Below are 17,552 nucleotides of genomic sequence, written 5' to 3' on the forward strand. Positions count from 1 at the left end.
GGGTAGATAGAGTACGAATAGGTTGAGTACAGCGAGTCAGTTTAGGAGAATATTGTGGAATTGAACGATCCAAGTTTATTACGTCAACAGTGCTACATTAATGGGCAATGGCGTAATGCCGATAATGGCCAAACTATTGCGATAGCCAATCCAGCAACCCATGAAGTCATTGGCCATGTCCCAGTGATGGGCAGTGCTGAAACGCTTGCGGCAATCGATGCTGCACAAGCAGCACTCCCTGCCTGGCGTGCATTAACGGCTAAGGATCGTGGCCAAAAGTTGCGTCGTTGGTTTGAGTTAATCCATCAACATAGCGATGACTTAGCGTTGTTGATGACCACAGAGCAAGGCAAACCGCTTGCTGAAGCCAAAGGTGAAGTGGGTTACGCAGCATCCTTTATTGAATGGTTTGCAGAAGAAGCCAAACGCATTTATGGCGTGACGATCCCTGGGCATCAAGCGGATAAACGCATTACGGTGATCAAACAACCTGTAGGGGTTACCGCGGCAATTACACCATGGAACTTTCCTGCGGCAATGATTACCCGTAAAGCGGCTCCAGCGTTGGCGGCGGGTTGTACTATGGTCGTGAAACCTGCGCCACAAACGCCGTTTACTGCACTGGCTTTAGCCGAACTAGCTGAACGTGCTGGTATTCCTGCCGGTGTATTGAGCGTGGTGACCGGTGACTCAATCGCCATTGGTAAAGCCATGTGTGAAAGCCCTATTGTGCGTAAGTTGTCGTTTACGGGCTCAACGCCAGTAGGCATTAAACTGATGGAGCAATGCGCTCCTACGTTAAAGAAATTGTCACTTGAACTGGGTGGTAATGCGCCATTTATTGTGTTCAACGATGCCGATATAAATGCCGCTGTTGAAGGCGCAATGATCGCCAAATATCGCAATGCCGGTCAAACCTGTGTCTGTGCTAATCGCATTTATGTGCAAGCGGGCGTTTATGATGAGTTTGCTAAACGTTTGGCCGTGGCGGTGACTCAGCTCAAAGTAGGTTTAGGTACTGACGCTGGCGTGACAACAGGGCCATTAATTAACGCAGATGCAGTGGCAAAGGTGCAGCGTCATTTAGATGATGCAGTAGCAAAAGGCGCGCAGATTATTGCCGGTGGCAAACCTCATGCTTTAGGTGGCTATTTCTTCGAGCCGACCATATTAACGGGCGTGAATCGTGAGATGTTAGTGGCAACCGAAGAAACCTTTGGTCCGTTGGCCCCCTTGTTTAAGTTTGATGAAGTGGATGATGTGATTAAGCAGGCTAATGACACTGAATTTGGCTTAGCGGCGTATTTTTATGGCCGTGATATTTCGCTAGTGTACAAGGTCGCTGAAGCTTTGGAATACGGCATGGTGGGGGTTAACACCGGATTGATCTCGACAGAAGTGGCGCCTTTTGGCGGCATTAAATCATCTGGATTAGGCCGCGAAGGGTCTAAGTTTGGTATCGAAGAGTACCTTGAAATGAAATATATCTGCATGTCAGTTTAAGAGAGCAGGCTATGACTAAAACAAATGATGGACTAATGGCACGGCGCCAAGCGGCAGTGGCACAAGGTGTAGGGCAAATTCACCCAATCTTTACTGAACGTGCTCAAAACGCCACAGTATGGGATGTTGAAGGTCGTGAATATATTGATTTTGCCGGTGGTATTGCGGTACTTAATACTGGCCATTTGCATCCTAAAGTTAAAGCGGCTGTGGCAGCACAGTTAGATGCATTTTCACATACTTGTTTTATGGTTTTGGGTTACGAAAGTTACATTAGCGTATGTGAAAAACTTAACCATTTAGTGCCGGGTGATTTTGCTAAAAAAACGGCCCTATTTACCAGTGGTTCAGAAGCGGTTGAAAACGCGGTTAAAGTCGCTCGTGCTTATACTAAACGTGCAGGCGTTATTGCGTTTACTTCGGGTTATCATGGTCGAACCATCGCTGCGCTAGCATTAACCGGCAAAGTGGCACCTTATAGTAAAGGCATGGGCTTGATGTCTGCTAATGTGTTTCGGGCTGAGTTTCCATGTGAAATGCATGGCGTGTCTGAAGATGATTCGATGGCATCAATTGAACGCATTTTTAAAAATGATGCAGAGCCTGCAGACATCGCCGCCATTATTTTAGAACCGGTGCAAGGTGAGGGTGGTTTTTACGCGGTTACACCATCATTTATGAAACGCTTACGTCAATTGTGCGACAACCATGGCATTGTATTGATTGCCGATGAAGTCCAAACCGGCGCGGGACGTACAGGTACCTTTTTTGCCATGGAGCAAATGGGCGTTGCTGCAGATATTACTACGTTTGCTAAGTCGATTGCCGGTGGTTTCCCACTGTCTGGTATTACCGGTAAAGCCGAAGTGATGGATGCCGTCACTGCCGGTGGTTTAGGTGGCACTTATGGTGGTAGTCCTATTGCTTGCGCTGCTGCATTAGCGGTGATCGAAGTGTTTGAAGAAGAGCAATTGCTTGCCAGAGCCAATGATGTTGGTGCCATGTTGAAGTCTGTTTTAGGCGATATGCAGGCTAAATACTCGCAGATTGCTGAAGTGCGTGGATTAGGTGCGATGATTGCTGTCGAGTTGATGGAAGATGGTGAGCCTGCGCCTCAGTACAGTGCTAAGATTTTAGCCGAAGCCCGTAACCGTGGACTGATTTTACTGTCTTGCGGCACTTACGGTAACGTTATCCGCGTATTGGTACCGTTAACGGCTCCTGATGAGCAAATCCATGCTGGGCTTGCCATTATGGATGCGACATTTAATAGTGTCTTCAATTAAATTTATCCTGATCTAGTCGTTTCGATAACATCCCGCATTAAGCGGGATTTTTTTTAATCCATGGTTTGGTTGAATATTGAGGGTTGTTGGCGATCGTTCACGACCACAAAGCATTAGGTCGGCAGATATTGCCAAACATACTCGTGAGAGTTTTAATCGACAATATGGCGAAATTAAAAGTGGCGTCACCGCGGTCAATCAAATGAGTGCCACCGCGCTTGAAGTGGCTAAAGCCTCTAAGCAAACTGTGATGGAAACGGCAATGGAAACAGTAATAAAAACAGTAATGGAAACAGGGTCAATGATGGTCAATGTGACAGAGGTCAGACGCGTTTAAGCCAAGCCATGGTGTTTGTTGAAGGTATGTCGACTGATTCGGCTCAAGCTCAATAAGCTGTGGGCATGGTATCCCACAGCAGCGCCAATATTAGCCGTATTGTAGAGGAGATTAGTGCTATTGCTGAGCAGACTAACCTATTAGCGTTAAACGCAGCTATTGAGGCTGCCAGAGTGGGAGAATAGTATCAAAGGTGGCTTATAAGCCACCTTTTCTATTATCATCTTGGCTTAGATTGTTATCATGAAGACATTATGGCCGAATTTATTGCTCCTCCCTGCGATGGGATTGTTGAAGTGTTATACCAAGATGAACATCTACTGTTGATCAATAAGCCGACAGGATTATTGAGTCTCTCAGGTAAAAATCCATTAAACAAGGATTCTGTACACTACCGTTTAGTGCAAGATCACCCCACTGCAACGTTAGTGCACCGACTCGATTTCGGCACATCTGGCATTATGTTGGTGGCGTTAAGCAAAGCGGTCAATGGATTATTAACTAAGCAGTTTCAGCAGCGCACTATTACCAAAAGCTATACCGCAGTGTTATATGGTGACTTGCTTAATGACAGCGGTGATATTGAGTTACCGATAGCCAAAGACAGTGATCATTTCCCGTTAATGAAAATTTGCCACGACAGCGGCAAACCGGCTCACAGTCAATACCAAGTTACTGAGCGACATCAACAAGGATTATCGACGCGGGTTACATTTACCCCTATCACAGGGCGAACCCATCAATTGCGTTTACACAGCCAACAAATTGGTCATCCTATTTTAGGTTGTGATTTGTACCATAATGAACATTCGCAGCAAATGTCGAGCAGATTAATGTTACATGCCAATGAATTATCGTTTACCCATCCTATGACGGAACAAAGGATTAATGCTGTTTGTCCAAGTCCATTTTAACGAGTTAGCTATTTAGTTATTTGGCTCTTTAGATAACAAACTGATTTGAGCCTGATGATAACTGATGCATAATCTATCTATTTTTCTTCTTACATAGGTGAATCAGCATGGTGATTTCATGGTTAGATGCGCTGGCTTTAACGGTATTTTTAGTCAGTTGGTTAGGCTATACCAGTTTTGCTCGTCGTAAAGCAAAAACCACCAATTGCATAGCGCGAGTGATGCATCAACAACGTATTCATTGGATGTCACAGGTGATTGCCAAAGAAATACGCGTGGCTGAAGCGGCGTTATTAGCTAATTTAGAACGCAACATTGCCTTTTTTGCTTCTACAACCTTACTGATACTTGCCGGGGTATTAACGCTTTTTTCTCAAGTTGAAAAGCTTGAAATTGTTATTGGTTCTATTCCCTTTACTGCATCACCTAACCATGCTCTGGTACAAGTCAAACTGGCTCTTTTAGCTGGGATTTTTGTGTTGGCTTTTTTCCAATTTACTTGGTCCATGCGTCAATATGGTTTTGTTAATATTATGATTGGTGCTGCGCCACTGGATAAAACCGGTACCGATAAAAATATGCTCGGCTATGCAAGGCAAATGGCGGTCGTACAAGATCAAGCTGCTCACTCATATAACTATGGCTTACGTTCTTATTATTATTCTATGGCAGCATTGTGTTGGTTTATGCATCCCGGGATGTTGATTTTTGCCAGTTTATTCGTGGTATATACCTTATATCAACGGGAATTTAATTCCCGCGCGGTGCAAGCTATTACTCTTGCACAAGCACATTTAGAGCAAGACCCTGCGTATAGGCTGAATGAATAAAGCGGAGTTACAACGAATTTCAGACACAAAAAAGCCCATTTTTCAATGGGCTTTTTTGTTTTCTAATTGGTGGCCCCTCCCAGACTCGAACTGGGGACCTGACGATTATGAGTCGTTAAAACATAGCATTTTTCTATATTGTTCAACATTTCAAAACTAAATATAAACAGCGATTTAACTCCAAAACCCATTGCTGGCGTGTTGTTCTGAATTGATATATATTTACATCAATCTGATCCCTATTTGATCCCTAACCTGATCCCCAGGGGTAGAACAACAAATTTCAGCCACCTGAATAGCAATAGCTGGTAAGTAGAAGGAGCGAAAAATGACTGTAAAGGATGCTAGCGCAAAATCAAATCGTATAAATTTTACAGCTGATGTTGTTAGGAAGTTTTCATGTCCTGATGATAAGGCTGAAGCTTACTTGTGGGATATTAAAACACCAGGCTTAGGTATTAGGGCAAAGGCGTCAGGTAATCGGGCTTATATATTCCAAGGTACCGTGAATGGGAAAACCCGTCGAAGTCGGATTGGTGCAGTTGCCGATTATGATATTGACCAAGCTAGAACCGAAGCAAAGAGACTAGGTGTTTTAGCGAGTCAAAATATAAGCCCTGCCAAAGTAAAAAGAGAAAAGGCTGCTGCCGAGTTAGCTGAAGAGCAGGAAGTAAAAAGAGGTCAGGTCACATTTGGCCAAATTTGGACTGACTATATAGCGGCTAATAAAAATGACTGGGGCGAAAAGCATTATAAGGATCATCTCAAGGCTGTGCAGGTGCCTGGCTTACCTTGGGCTAGAGGCAAAGGTAAGGTCACAAAAGCCGGTTGCCTCTACCCGCTAATAAATGCCAAGTTGGGTGAGTTAACTGCAAGTGTAATTAAGGGGTGGTTAGATAACGAGAATAAAACCCGACCAGGGGTTGCCGCGCAAAGCTATCGTCTACTGTTTGCTTGTCTAAGTTGGTGTACTGAACAACCAGCTTATGTTGGTTTGATTGATGTAGTAGCTTTAAAAAGTAAAGCTGTAAAAAAGACGGTTACTAAGTTAAAGCCGCGTGACGATCTATTACAGAGAGAGCAGTTGCCTGCTTTTTTTAATGAAGTGTTAAAAATTTCAAATCCAGTAATTGCAGCTTATATTCAATCTTTGCTGTTGACGGGCGCGCGGCGCAATGAGCTATTAGGGCTGCAATGGTCTGACGTTGATTTTAAATGGAATAGCTTAACCATACGTGACAAAGCAACTAGCAAAGGAAATATTGCCGGAGTACGAGTTATTCCATTAACACCATACGTCGCCAATTTGCTAAATCAGTTACCTCGCCGCAATCAATGGGTTTTCTCGAGTCCTATAGGTAAAAGTGGCAAGTTGGTCGATCCTCGTAAAAGTTTTGGACCAGCTATTATTGCTGCAGGTATAGAAGATTTAACATTACATGGTTTACGCCGAAGTTTTTCTACTTTGTCGGAATGGGTAGAAGTTCCCACAGGGGTAGTGGCGCAAATCATGGGGCATAAACCCAGTGCAACTGCTGAAAAACATTACAAACATAGACCGTTAGATTTACTGCGTTTATGGCATGAGCGAATAGAAGCATGGTTTTTAGAGCAGGCAGGCTTGAACTTACCAGTCAACCAAACTTTAAAGAAACTTAGTGTGGTATAAAATATGTTTAACTTAAAAAAAACAACCGCTGAAGAGCTGGCCGAATTAGAAATCAAAATGTTCAATGCCTTAGCTGAAGCTGGAGATAAATTAAACGAATCAGAGGATAAAGATTACCCTATTAATCGTAGGCATGATCTTTATAACGAATATATAAAATTGAAAAAAGAGTTTGAGCGACTAGCAAATAAGGCTGATGGGATTGCAGAAGTCAGAAGGCCAACCAAAGGTGCAGCATACTCGCTAGCGCAATATTATCTAAATGAATATCCAACAGGTTCGCTTACCGTAACAAGCACAGCTGTTCCATCCCTTTTCAATTTTTCTAAAGAATTGGAAAGTAAAATAATTGAAACACAATCAGGACCATTAGAAATAGAGAGAGTTGGTCATAGCACCAGTATTGAAATGGCTATAAATGGCAACATTTCAGAGGAATACACATTAAGTATGCTCAAAACGGGTTTTACAAGAGCCAAAAGAGACATTAAAAAATAAAAAGGGATCAACCAAGGATCAACTTAGCTTATCTGATCCTATGCCCCTCATAAGATGCTCATACCAAACAACATAGGAGAATTGGTATGAAGTCGCATCAAACATTAGCAATACATTTATCCACAGAACAACTGGCTGACACTATTCATGGTCAGCCCAGCACCATCCGTACTCGCTTATGTAAAACCGGTAGTTTTTACGGTATTAAGCCCATCAAGTTACCCACCGGACGTTTGCTTTGGCCTGCTGACGCAGTACAAGCGCTATTAAACGGTAAGGAGTGCTAATCATGAATAAGCCAACCTTTATGAAAGCCGATGCAGCATGCCGTAGTTTGAATTGGGAACAAGTATTCAGGAGGTTCTTTCCTGAACTAAAGCTCAATACAACGCATCAACCATGCCCCAATTGTGGTGGTAAAGACAGATTCCGATTATTTAGTGATTGGCCTGAAACAGGTGCTTCCATTTGTAATCAATGTGAGAGTTGCGATGGTATCGGGCTCTTAATGAAAAGTTTGAATATGTCATTTCACTGCGTGATGCGCTTGGCGCTCGATGAATCATTACCAGCAGTAAAGCCTAAACCGATAGTTAAACCTAAACAGCAGAGTACCGACGGTAGATATCGATACCTTAAACAATTCATTCAGAAGGGTAAGCCACTGCAATTGTTTGAGCGAAACCCTGTCACACAATACATGATTAATAGAGGGCTAGGTTCGCTAATTGAGCGGGGTGAGGAACCTGATAATCTTTATTATGCTAAAGATGTACTTTACAAACATTATGGTGAACGGTCGCAACGTTTTGGGTGTTTATTAGCGGCGTTACATGATGTAGACGGCAACTTAATTGGTGGACATAGGATTTATTTGAGCGCCGATGGGCAGAAAGCTGCAGTTAGTACACCTAAAAAAAGCTTACCTCCGATATTTCCAGGAGCAATGAATGGTGCTGCGGTGCGCTTATTTCCGGCAAAATATTCTTTATGTATCACAGAAGGTATTGAAACCGCTCTGGCTGTGCGATGCATGCGGCCTAACTTTCCTGTATGGGCAACTTTAACCACTGGTGGGATGAAAACGCTCCGATTACCTGCTGAGATTTGCGACGTACATATCTTTGCTGATCACGATAAAAATGGAGCAGGTATAGAAGCTGCTAATCATCTTAAGGCTCGCCTGATCAAAGAAGGTCGCCAAGTTACAGTACATTGCCCTTCTAAGTATTTACCTGTTGGCATTTATGGTGACTGGTTGGATGTTTGGTCCGCGATTGGGAGCTTAGCATGAAAAATGAATTGTTACTGGAAGAAGTTACAGGCGTTACTGACGTTACATTTAATGGAAACAGTCATTTAGCTGCAGTAACTAGTTCGACGCTCGCTAAAGCAGGCGTTACGTTACCTAGTGAAGAACAGCGTCCATGTTATCGATGTTATAACGAGTCATTCAGAGTTAGCGGAAAACGCTATGATGCCGGTCTCTATTTTCATGGCTGCACAGAAAACAACCGCAGCAAGCAAAGTCTTGACCAATGGTTGTGCGCTCCACTTGAGGTTGTTGCTATGGCTTCAGATTCAGGAACAAGCTATTCAAAGTTGCTTAGTTTTGTTGATGTAGAGGATAACAACCGCGAGTTTTTACTCCCCATGCAAATGCTTAAAGGGCAAGCAGAAGAACTAAAGGGAGAGTTCTTGGATATGGGGCTCAGCCTTGAATTGCGTCGTTTCAATTTGTTGCGAGATTACATTAATAAAATGAAACCAAAACGCAGAGTGAAGCTTGCACAAAAAACAGGTTGGGCCGATGAAAACAGTTTTCTTTTACCAAATGTGGTTATTGGCTCCGCTGATTATATGCTCGCCTCTAGCCCTTATAGTAGTGCTGATTATGGCGTTGATGGAACTATGCAAGATTGGCAAAAGGAAGTGGCCGCTTATGCAAAAGACAATACTTGGTTGGTTGTGGCCATTGGTTCTGCATTGGCTGGTCCCTTATTATCAAAGCTTGAGCTTAGCAATGGTGGTTTTCATGTGTATGGTGATTCGTCCATAGGAAAGTCTACTATTAGCCGAGTTGCTTGCAGCGTATGGGGATCACCAGACAAATTTATTAAAACCTGGCGTGCGACTGCTAATGGGCAGGAAGGAGTCGCAGCAAGTCGCAATGATACATTATTGGTCCTGGATGAGATTGGTGAATCTGAGCCTGCTGAGGTGGGTAAGATAATTTATCAACTTGGTAACGGGCAGGGGAAAATACGGGCAGACAGACTTGGAGGAATGAGGCCCGTGCAAACCTGGCGTTTAATGTTGTTGTCTAATGGTGAATACCCCATCGAAGCAGTGCTGCAGTTAGCCCGGCAGCAAATAAAAGCCGGTCAACAAGTGCGCTTAACATCTATAGCTGCCCAGCGTCAGTATGGTTGTTTCGATACACTGTTTGAATTTGAAAAAGGTGCCGAACTTGCGGATCATCTAAACTATGCATGCAACAAACATTACGGCCACTTAGGAACTGCATTTGTACGCAAGTTGGTACAACATCATACTGAAGATTTGAAGAAGGATTTCTCTGATGTGCTGGTGTCATTCAATACCTTTCATGGCCAGGCTGGGCGAATTGCTAAGCGGTTTGCCGTTGTCGCTTTTGCTGCCGAGTTAGCGGTGCGATGGCAATTACTGCCATGGGAGAAAGGGCATGCGACTCAACTTTGTCAGCAATTACATAAAGAGTGGCAAAGTACCCAACCCACTGGTAGCCATGAAGATGAAGCCATAATCACAGAGCTGGTCGATTATATTACCCGATATGGTGATACACGGTTTAGTGCACTCAATGATGTTGAACATCGTGCAAATCCTCGCAGTGGCTATTATGAATTTATAAATGAACAATGCGTTTATTACGTGGTCAGTTCAGGTCTTAAAGACATTTTCCCAGGAAAAGACGCAAAACGGATTGTAAAAGCGTTATGACAAGCGCAGTTGTATGTTCAGACTGGCACAAAAGAAGCTGCTTTGGTTAAGCGCATTCATGGTCAACCCATAAAAGTGCATGCTTTGCGATTACCTAATGTATAACTGGATGATGTTGAGCATATATGGTTTTTGTAACGTGTAACGCCAGTTACGTTTGTTACGTCTAAAAATAATGCTAGTGAGTTAGGTGGTACTTTTCAGTTGATTTCGGTAAATCTGGAGCGAATTTATGGGTGGCTTTGGAAGTGGAAGGCGACATGATAGCAATGCAGTTACATCATCCTACCTATGTATTGATGTGGCCGATTTAAAAAAATCAGGCGCTTTAACCAATGGTTGTCAGTTTACTTTGCAGTTTGAATCAGAAAATTGTGAAGTGAACGGTGAAACAGAACAAGGTTTAGTGTGGTTTTATTATGCTGTACTGCAGGGCGATAATTATAAGGACGAAGTTTATAGTGTTCCATTAACTTATACGGCAGGGCAGTTCGGTGGCGAGAGGCCATGGTTTATGTGTCCCTACTTGCATTGCGACAAGCGAGTTAAGAAACTTTACATAGCAGATCGACTTGGCTGCAGACATTGTTTGAAATTAAGCCATCAAAGTAAGAATGAAAGCCGTTCAGATCGTATGGCGCGCAAAGCTGATAAAATCCGTGCGAAATTGGGATGGCGACTAGGCATACTATACTCAGAAGAATCTAAGCCAAAAGGTATGCACGAGAAAACATACCAGCGCTTGTTGGTGACATATCGTCAATTTAGAAGCATTGCCATCTTGGCAATTGCGGATGAAAATCAGATATCATAAAATAATGGGAGTGCTCAAAACCTCTTTTGTTTCAGTAAAATGTTCAACAGAGGAATGACTATTAGCCCCTTTTTACTTCGAATAAGCCCTGCATGCGGGTAAAGCCTTTTGGGCAAATATAGTATCTTAGGTTCGCTGATTAAATTGCTCACCGAAGCAGCGCTTAATGCCGAATTTGGACACTATTTCTAGAACGAGCTGCAGGCTAGCTGCAAAAATAGCAGAACCATTATGAATATTAAGCATCGATCAGGAAATTTTCATCTTAATACCCTCGTAAGCCGTTAATAAACTAACATATCAATAACCGTATGTTTTGATAAAATGTCTTTTTAAGCGGAATGACTATTAGCCAAGCACAGCAATCAGCTCACAGAACATCTGTTATTGAACAAGAGCAGTAGAGCCTATTTATTCATCCATTTGTTATGAAATATACATTGCGAAAGGAGCTGCTGAAACTTGGCAGTTATTTCAAATTGCACCTCTCAATGAGGCTTATGCTGTCAGGGCGAGACCGCGAACGTGTTATGAACAAATCGAGTGTGTTTATCAAACTACATTTGTTCGGAATGTTATCACTTCATGAATGATTGGAAGTGATTCTATATTGAAACCATTCATGGTGAGCAAAAAATACACACTCATGCGGTTGCCCTGCTTATGCTATTTTACCATTACAAGGGATATCAAAATTCCTGCTATGGAAACATCTTGAGCCTTTATTTTAAGCAAAATCACACGACCGTAACTTAAAATCAATGGCGAGATTAAACCGCGCCAATTCTTTAAGCTAATCTTCAAATTCTAGGTTTCTGCGGATGCCAGATATCCTTGAGTTGGAATGCTTTTTTCTGCCCAATGTATTTGCCTTTTTTCAAACTACTTTAATGTTGCTTATAACTTTATCAAAAAAGTAATAAAAGTAAGACATAAGTCATAGTCTTATGAGTCTTGAGTGATATCATTTATTAGATATATCATAGAAAAAATTATCCAATGACACTGACTGAATAAGCTTTTTTGAAATAATTTGAAGCTTTACACTGTAATGACATTCTCGTCCATGCGTACGAGTACATGTTGGTTCAATTTGTTCTTGCCTATGGTAAATAAATCAGATGATGATAATTTTTGTCTATTTTGAAGATATCTCACCTTCGCCAAGTTTATTGTGTGACGATGACTAGGTGCATGTAGATATCAAAGAGGCATGTCGTGTGTAAGGTGGCGATTTAGCCGTTGAAATAAATCAAAAAGTTACCGGTAGTGTCAGTTATGTCAATAAAAGCTTAGCTGAAAACCCAAAAATTCGATTGTTGTCATCAGTGACGTCACATATGGTGATAGATTCTTGTGACATTGATAATGCGACATTAGATTAAGTAGTTACTGAAACTTTGGCATCAGGCTGAATATCTAATTCAATGGACTTCTCCACTACAGTAGCTAGTGAAAGTCTGGCTGAAGTGGCAGCTGACGTTGCATTACCTATTAGCCCTATTGCAATTTTCGGGGCATTATTTAGACTCCATTTTTTGTAGGAATAATATATGGCTAGATTTTTCCCATCGATTGAAAACATATCTAGGCTAAAAGTTAAACCTACGAAGGGGGAGTTACATCTTCTGAACTATTTTAATGAGCATTTAGATGATAGTTTTGAAGTTTTTTTCAATCCCTTTTTAGATGGAGACAGGCCAGATTTTATATTGTTAAAAGAAGGCGTAGCGATATTTGTAATAGAGGTTAAAGACTATAACTTAAGCAATTATCAGGTTGATAGTTATAATAAATGGTTGGTTAAAACACCAAGCGGCTCTTCCAAAATTTCATCACCTCAATCGCAAGCTTTTAAATACAAGAAAAATTTGTACCAGTTACATCTGCCTGTTCTAGGGCTAGAGTGGTTAAGAAATCGCTACTTTTTTAATCTGGTTCATCCTTATGTTTATTTGCATCACACAATGAAATATCAGATTGATAATTTTTATCAGCATGCTGAAAAGGAATTAAAACAAAAGTTGTCTGAGCTGAATTCAAACTTCCGAATAGGGCATATCAAGTTTGATCAATACGAGCGCCAATCACAAGTGCTTTCACATATCAAGCGTAATTTAAGTCGTGATAAATCAATGATTTTTAGTGACGATCGATTAGAATCCTTTGTAAAAATAATCAGGAATACAAAATCCCATGTCCTCTTCGATGAACGTGTATATGATGACCTAAAGCGACGCCTCATGCCATGTGAACATGTTTTGAAGCAAGGTAAACCAGTGCCTTTGGATGACAAGCAATCTAAATTGGCAAAGAGTGAAATTAGGCAAGAGAAAATCAAGGGCGTTGCTGGTTGTGGTAAAACAACAATCATTGCTCAACGAGCTGTTAATGCCTTTGCTCGGCACCAAGATCGTGTGCTTATAATCACTTTTAACATTACTCTCAAAAATCTTATCAAAGATCGGATTAGTGACATATTAGGTTATAGGGATGAGCAAAACTTTGCTGTCACCAACTACCATCAGTTCTACAATTCTCAAATCAATGAAACAGGACTGGATATCAGTGAACTCATGGACCGTTATGGGGTAGAACGTCTTTATAAAACAGATAGTTTTCAAGACTACTCATTACCACGTTATCAAACAATTTTAGTTGATGAAGTACAAGATTTCGAGAATGAATGGGTCAAAATACTTAGAGATAACTTTCTCGTTAGTGATGGTGAAATGGTTTTATTTGGCGATGAATCACAGAATATCTACGGACGAGATAATGAACGAGCAGCTGTTATAGCTCAAGGGTTTGGGCGTTGGAAGAAGTTAAAGCGCTCATATAGAACAAGCCTTAAGTCACCTCTCAACAAAGTTTTTAAAGATTTTCAGTCAAAGTATTTGATCGAAAAATATTCAGACTCTGAATTGTTAGAAACAATTTTTGTGCAGCATGGGCTTACGTTTGAAATTATGGACTATCACTTTTTTATTGATGACTGGGTGAATAAATCATTTGAACTTATTCAAAAAACGATTAGGGCTAACAACTTTAATCCAAATGATGTGGTTATATTATCCTCTAACATTTATCTCGTTCGAAAGTTAGCTGAAAAATTTCAAGGGATTGAAAAGACTCACTGTATGTTTGAAACTTATCAAGAGCTTCACCAGTTAATTTCTACATATGGTCATATAACTACCTTGGAAAATCTAAAATTAATGCCTGAGGAAGAGTTGAGAAAAATTATCTACAGCTATAAGGGATTAAAGTCTGATGTGGAGTTAGCGCGTCGAACAAAAAAGAATCATTTTTATGCAAATAGTGGGTTAATAAAACTATCAACAGTTCATAGTTTTAAGGGGTTAGAATCAAAAACGGTATTCTATCTAATGGATGAGAGAGATACGCCGGAAATTGTGTATACATCTATAACTCGCTCTGTGGAAAATCTGATAGTTTTTGATGTGAGTAAAGAAAGTCAATACTCTGATTTTTTTAAGAGTAACATGACAGAAGCAGTTGGATAATGGTTTGAATGATCAGAGGCCAAAATATAACCAATTACATCTATAGTAAATAATTGGATTTTGATGATTGGAGTGACGACATTTCCCTTCTGAATATAGATTCATGGACAAAGTAATATAATAAATTCCGGTTCTAGATAATTGACTAAAAATCGAACGTTCATACGGTTTTACTGGCGCTTAGCTATATTTAGTCACAATAGAAAATATGAAACAGACCAGGGGAAGGATAAATTTTGCTAACGTTATTAAAATTTTTTTTTAAATCAGCAGTGAAAAGCAAAACCAACATAAACACTTTTTTGGAAGAAAAATTGGATGAACAAAATTCTTATTTAAAATTTATGAACTCATTAAGTGAAAAACCATCGCGATTGTTGTATTCAATCGGTATTACGTTAGATTGTTTCTCTCGTATGATGTCCATGGGTATACATTCAGATATTTCCCTTCGTACTTCAGCTAACCATATGCTATATAAAAGCAAGGTAAAGCTATCTCATTTTGAGGCTTTGAACAGCAATTTAATTAAAAAAATAAAAATGGAATTACCATTAGACGATGAAGCATCAAAAAAATTAAAAGTTGAAGCTGAAAACTTAATTGAAAACATAAAGGTGTTCAAGTTAAATACTGAACAAACAATAGAGCCAATTCTTAGTGCTAAAAAGGATTCACTCGCAAGGGAAAATGAAGAAATAAATAAGAAGGTAAAATTTTACCAAGAAAAACATAAAGATTTACTTAACCCTAAATCTAAAGATATTTAGGTACAAAGTAAATTCATATAATCCAGACCTATAAGCCGAAATGAAGCAAAGGAAAACGTTTGGTTGTATAAGTCTACTAGATATTTTGTCGGGTAAGCAACTGTCGGTTATGCCTAAAAAGTTGGGCCCAATATCGATGTGTTTTTGCTTAATTACACCTAGGGAGTGGAGTTTATTTTTGCCATGATTATAAGATCGGATCTAGATCGTTACCTGACTCAGTATCAAATCACCAAGAACTCAGTGATTGCGTATAGGAACACTGTAAAATGTGAAAAAATGAACCTCCAACACATTTCTGAAGGCTCATTTGAGTTTCTGGATGAAATATATGAAGAAATCTTCTTTGTCCCTAACGATACAAAAAGAGGGATCTTAAAAAACTCTGGCAAGTTGCTTGGGGCAGCCTTCTCATTTGGAGGTTCTTACTCACTGGAGAGGCAAAATAAGCATTACTTGGATTTTTATGAGGCTATGTATAAACCAACTCTAGACAGTTTGATTTCAATTGAAAATCGCACTAAACAAATCTTATCTGCTACTGGTAATATATTACAGCAACTGAACAAAACACTGAAGCCTGTTGAAAAGGTATTAAAATCCAAAGCCGGTACAAATATTTATCCTACACTTCGACAGTATGAAAAGTTCTCCACCGGTTGTATTACCTCAATGAGGATGGGATTTGGTGGTCTAGTTGGTGGAACAGCAGCTCTTGGGGCTTGGGGTGTAGTGACGGTCGTAGGCTCTGCTTCCACAGGTACAGCTATTTCATCACTTTCAGGTGTTGCTGCTACCAATGCAACTTTAGCTTGGTTTGGTGGTGGTTCTCTTGCTACCGGAGGTGCAGGTATGGCTGGAGGTTTTTGGGTGTTAGGGGGAATAGTTGCTGCACCTATGATTTACTTTACGACTAAGAATGCCTACAAAAAAGTGAAGTTGGTGGAGATTCAAAAAGCTAAACTGATTAATGAAACTGATAAATTATATCAACTTCTTCCTCAAGCCAAGACGGAACTGCTCACAATTCGAAAGCATAATGAGCATATCACCACTACCATGAACGAATACATACCTCTAATTGAAAAAGAGCTACTTCTATATAAAACTCACAACCACTTCTTCAAAAATTTGTTTGGTATTGAGATGAATCCGAAACAAGATCAATCCTTCAAACGATTGAGTCAGCTTACAGGTGAGCTCTTAATAGAATTGGGTATTGACTGACGCTAGAGGTCTATCAACTTATTTTGAGCTGAGTTTTACAACATAATGGTTGAAATATTGCTGAGTTAATTGTCGGCAAAATGTTCCCTATTTGATCCCCGGCTAATTTCCATCACTTTTTTACTAGCTCAATTAGAATGTACTATTTTACTTCAGGCACAAAAAAGCCCATTTTTCAATGGGCTTTTTTGTTTTCTAATTGGTGGCCCCTCCCAGACTCGAACTGGGGACCTGACGATTATGAGTCGTATGCTCTAACCAACTGAGCTAAGGGGCCGACTTAAGATAGTCGTCACTATCGAAAGCGTGTGCAGTATACGAAGTTTATTTGTGGTTGTCACCTCTGATTTTGCAAGAATTCTGTTGAAATGATTCAACTGGTTATCTGTTAATCAGTGCAACTAAATATCAAATAAAATTCTGGCAGATATTGGTCGCAGTTTAAGATGAAATAAATACTTTGATCACAGTTGTGGCTAATGGTTTTTTTTGGTCGAAAAATAATGGGTCAGGGATTATGTCATTCCTTATGGATCTCGGGTGTGAGCGAGTCTATAAAGTCAGTCCCAAATGCGAACCATTCTCAATGCCAGCGTATCGGCACAATGTTGCGAAAAAAAACAATACCCCTTCAATTAAGTAGTGCTGTAACGCATATTTTTGCATGTTCTGTGATGACGATGTGTGTACTTGGGCTTGCTTTGTTAAGTTTTGTGATCATGCGGGGCGACGGTGTTTTAAGATGCGGGTGGCGCTCACGTTAATCGTGCAAATTTCGAGCTGATTTAAAGGTTGAGACTAAGGTCTTAAGTATTTGCAGTATCTTGGGTTTATCTCTGTTAAAAAGGTAGTCAAGGTGTAATTGCGTCAGTCTGTAAACCCATGTACTGCCCCATAATAATGTCTTCTTAATAGCGAGAATGGTTATGGATGCAAGTGACAATTATTTTTATTGTTTTTAGACGAAAAATTGGCTTGAGCTTGAAATCAAGGTAACAACAACACAAGCACGAGTGTAGATTTGCGGTCTTAAATAGTGTGGGAATAAATGCTTGCATGATATCAGTAGAAATGAACATGCGGGAACGTCTGACCAAAAGCTCATCTTGGTTATGTCGAGGTCATCAAGTTTGATGCGTAGTCGGCATAAAGTTTTTTAGATGGGGTCTACTAGGACTCTGTTCACATAGAGATG

Annotated in this window: 14 protein-coding genes, 1 tRNA gene and 1 pseudogene; 15 read left to right on the top strand and 1 reads right to left on the bottom strand. The window is 40.5% G+C overall.

All coding sequences use genetic code 11. From position 1 onward, the window contains the following. Nucleotides 1-54: 54 nt before the first annotated feature. From gabD to AAEZ00_RS17170, 15 genes and pseudogenes are all read left to right on the top strand, one after another. Nucleotides 55-1,503: an NADP-dependent succinate-semialdehyde dehydrogenase gene (gabD, locus tag AAEZ00_RS17105; protein WP_101034473.1), complete on the top strand. Its 1,449-nt coding sequence runs from the start codon at nt 55-57 to the stop codon at nt 1,501-1,503. Nucleotides 1,504-1,514: 11 nt separating this feature from the next. Further along, nucleotides 1,515-2,789: a 4-aminobutyrate--2-oxoglutarate transaminase gene (gabT, locus tag AAEZ00_RS17110; protein ID WP_124012281.1), complete on the top strand. Its 1,275-nt coding sequence runs from the start codon at nt 1,515-1,517 to the stop codon at nt 2,787-2,789. A gap of 76 nt (nt 2,790-2,865) precedes the next feature. Further along, complete coding sequence (locus tag AAEZ00_RS22430; protein ID WP_124012280.1) at nt 2,866-3,126, top strand: hypothetical protein; 261 nt, start codon at nt 2,866-2,868, stop codon at nt 3,124-3,126. A 110-nt stretch (nt 3,127-3,236) separates the two neighbouring features. Further along, nucleotides 3,237-3,308: pseudogene (locus tag AAEZ00_RS22435) on the top strand (methyl-accepting chemotaxis protein); the annotation flags it as partial. Between the two features lie 72 nt (nt 3,309-3,380). Then, the gene (locus AAEZ00_RS17120) at nt 3,381-4,040 is read left to right on the top strand and encodes an RluA family pseudouridine synthase (protein WP_351089209.1); all 660 of its coding nucleotides are present in this window, start codon (nt 3,381-3,383) and stop codon (nt 4,038-4,040) included. 107 nt (nt 4,041-4,147) lie between these two features. Further along, complete coding sequence (locus AAEZ00_RS17125; RefSeq protein WP_124012277.1) at nt 4,148-4,870, top strand: DUF599 domain-containing protein; 723 nt, start codon at nt 4,148-4,150, stop codon at nt 4,868-4,870. A gap of 328 nt (nt 4,871-5,198) precedes the next feature. Continuing rightward, nucleotides 5,199-6,539: a tyrosine-type recombinase/integrase gene (locus tag AAEZ00_RS17130; RefSeq protein WP_351078178.1), complete on the top strand. Its 1,341-nt coding sequence runs from the start codon at nt 5,199-5,201 to the stop codon at nt 6,537-6,539. 3 nt (nt 6,540-6,542) lie between these two features. Then, nucleotides 6,543-7,037 (top strand): hypothetical protein, encoded by a 495-nt coding sequence (locus AAEZ00_RS17135; protein ID WP_351078175.1) that lies wholly within the window; start codon nt 6,543-6,545, stop codon nt 7,035-7,037. Nucleotides 7,038-7,123: 86 nt separating this feature from the next. Continuing rightward, nucleotides 7,124-7,324, top strand: a complete 201-nt coding sequence (locus AAEZ00_RS17140; protein ID WP_351078172.1) for a hypothetical protein — start codon at nt 7,124-7,126, stop codon at nt 7,322-7,324. Nucleotides 7,325-7,326: 2 nt separating this feature from the next. Further along, on the top strand, nt 7,327-8,331 hold the full coding sequence (locus AAEZ00_RS17145) for a DUF7146 domain-containing protein (RefSeq protein WP_351078169.1): 1,005 nt from the start codon (nt 7,327-7,329) through the stop codon (nt 8,329-8,331). Further along, nucleotides 8,328-10,019, top strand: coding sequence for a DUF927 domain-containing protein (locus AAEZ00_RS17150; RefSeq protein ID WP_351078166.1), 1,692 nt, complete (start codon nt 8,328-8,330; stop codon nt 10,017-10,019). The genes AAEZ00_RS17145 and AAEZ00_RS17150 overlap by 4 nt, the downstream gene beginning before the upstream one ends. 232 nt (nt 10,020-10,251) lie before the next feature. Continuing rightward, a complete protein-coding gene (locus AAEZ00_RS17155) occupies nt 10,252-10,833 on the top strand; it encodes a hypothetical protein (protein ID WP_351078163.1) in 582 nt (193 codons plus the stop codon). A 1,553-nt stretch (nt 10,834-12,386) separates the two neighbouring features. After that, on the top strand, nt 12,387-14,360 hold the full coding sequence (locus tag AAEZ00_RS17160; RefSeq protein WP_351078160.1) for a nuclease-related domain-containing DEAD/DEAH box helicase: 1,974 nt from the start codon (nt 12,387-12,389) through the stop codon (nt 14,358-14,360). Between the two features lie 236 nt (nt 14,361-14,596). After that, on the top strand, nt 14,597-15,130 hold the full coding sequence (locus tag AAEZ00_RS17165) for a hypothetical protein (protein ID WP_351078157.1): 534 nt from the start codon (nt 14,597-14,599) through the stop codon (nt 15,128-15,130). A gap of 279 nt (nt 15,131-15,409) precedes the next feature. Then, the gene (locus AAEZ00_RS17170) at nt 15,410-16,357 is read left to right on the top strand and encodes a hypothetical protein (protein ID WP_351078154.1); all 948 of its coding nucleotides are present in this window, start codon (nt 15,410-15,412) and stop codon (nt 16,355-16,357) included. 200 nt (nt 16,358-16,557) lie between these two features. Here the strand turns inward: AAEZ00_RS17170 and AAEZ00_RS17175 are convergent. Then, a tRNA-Ile gene (locus tag AAEZ00_RS17175) sits at nt 16,558-16,634 on the bottom strand. Between the last annotated feature and the right edge of the window lie 918 nt (nt 16,635-17,552).

It is taken from the genome of Shewanella sp. S1-49-MNA-CIBAN-0167 (genome assembly GCF_040310145.1).
Taxonomy (GTDB): domain Bacteria; phylum Pseudomonadota; class Gammaproteobacteria; order Enterobacterales; family Shewanellaceae; genus Shewanella; species Shewanella psychromarinicola.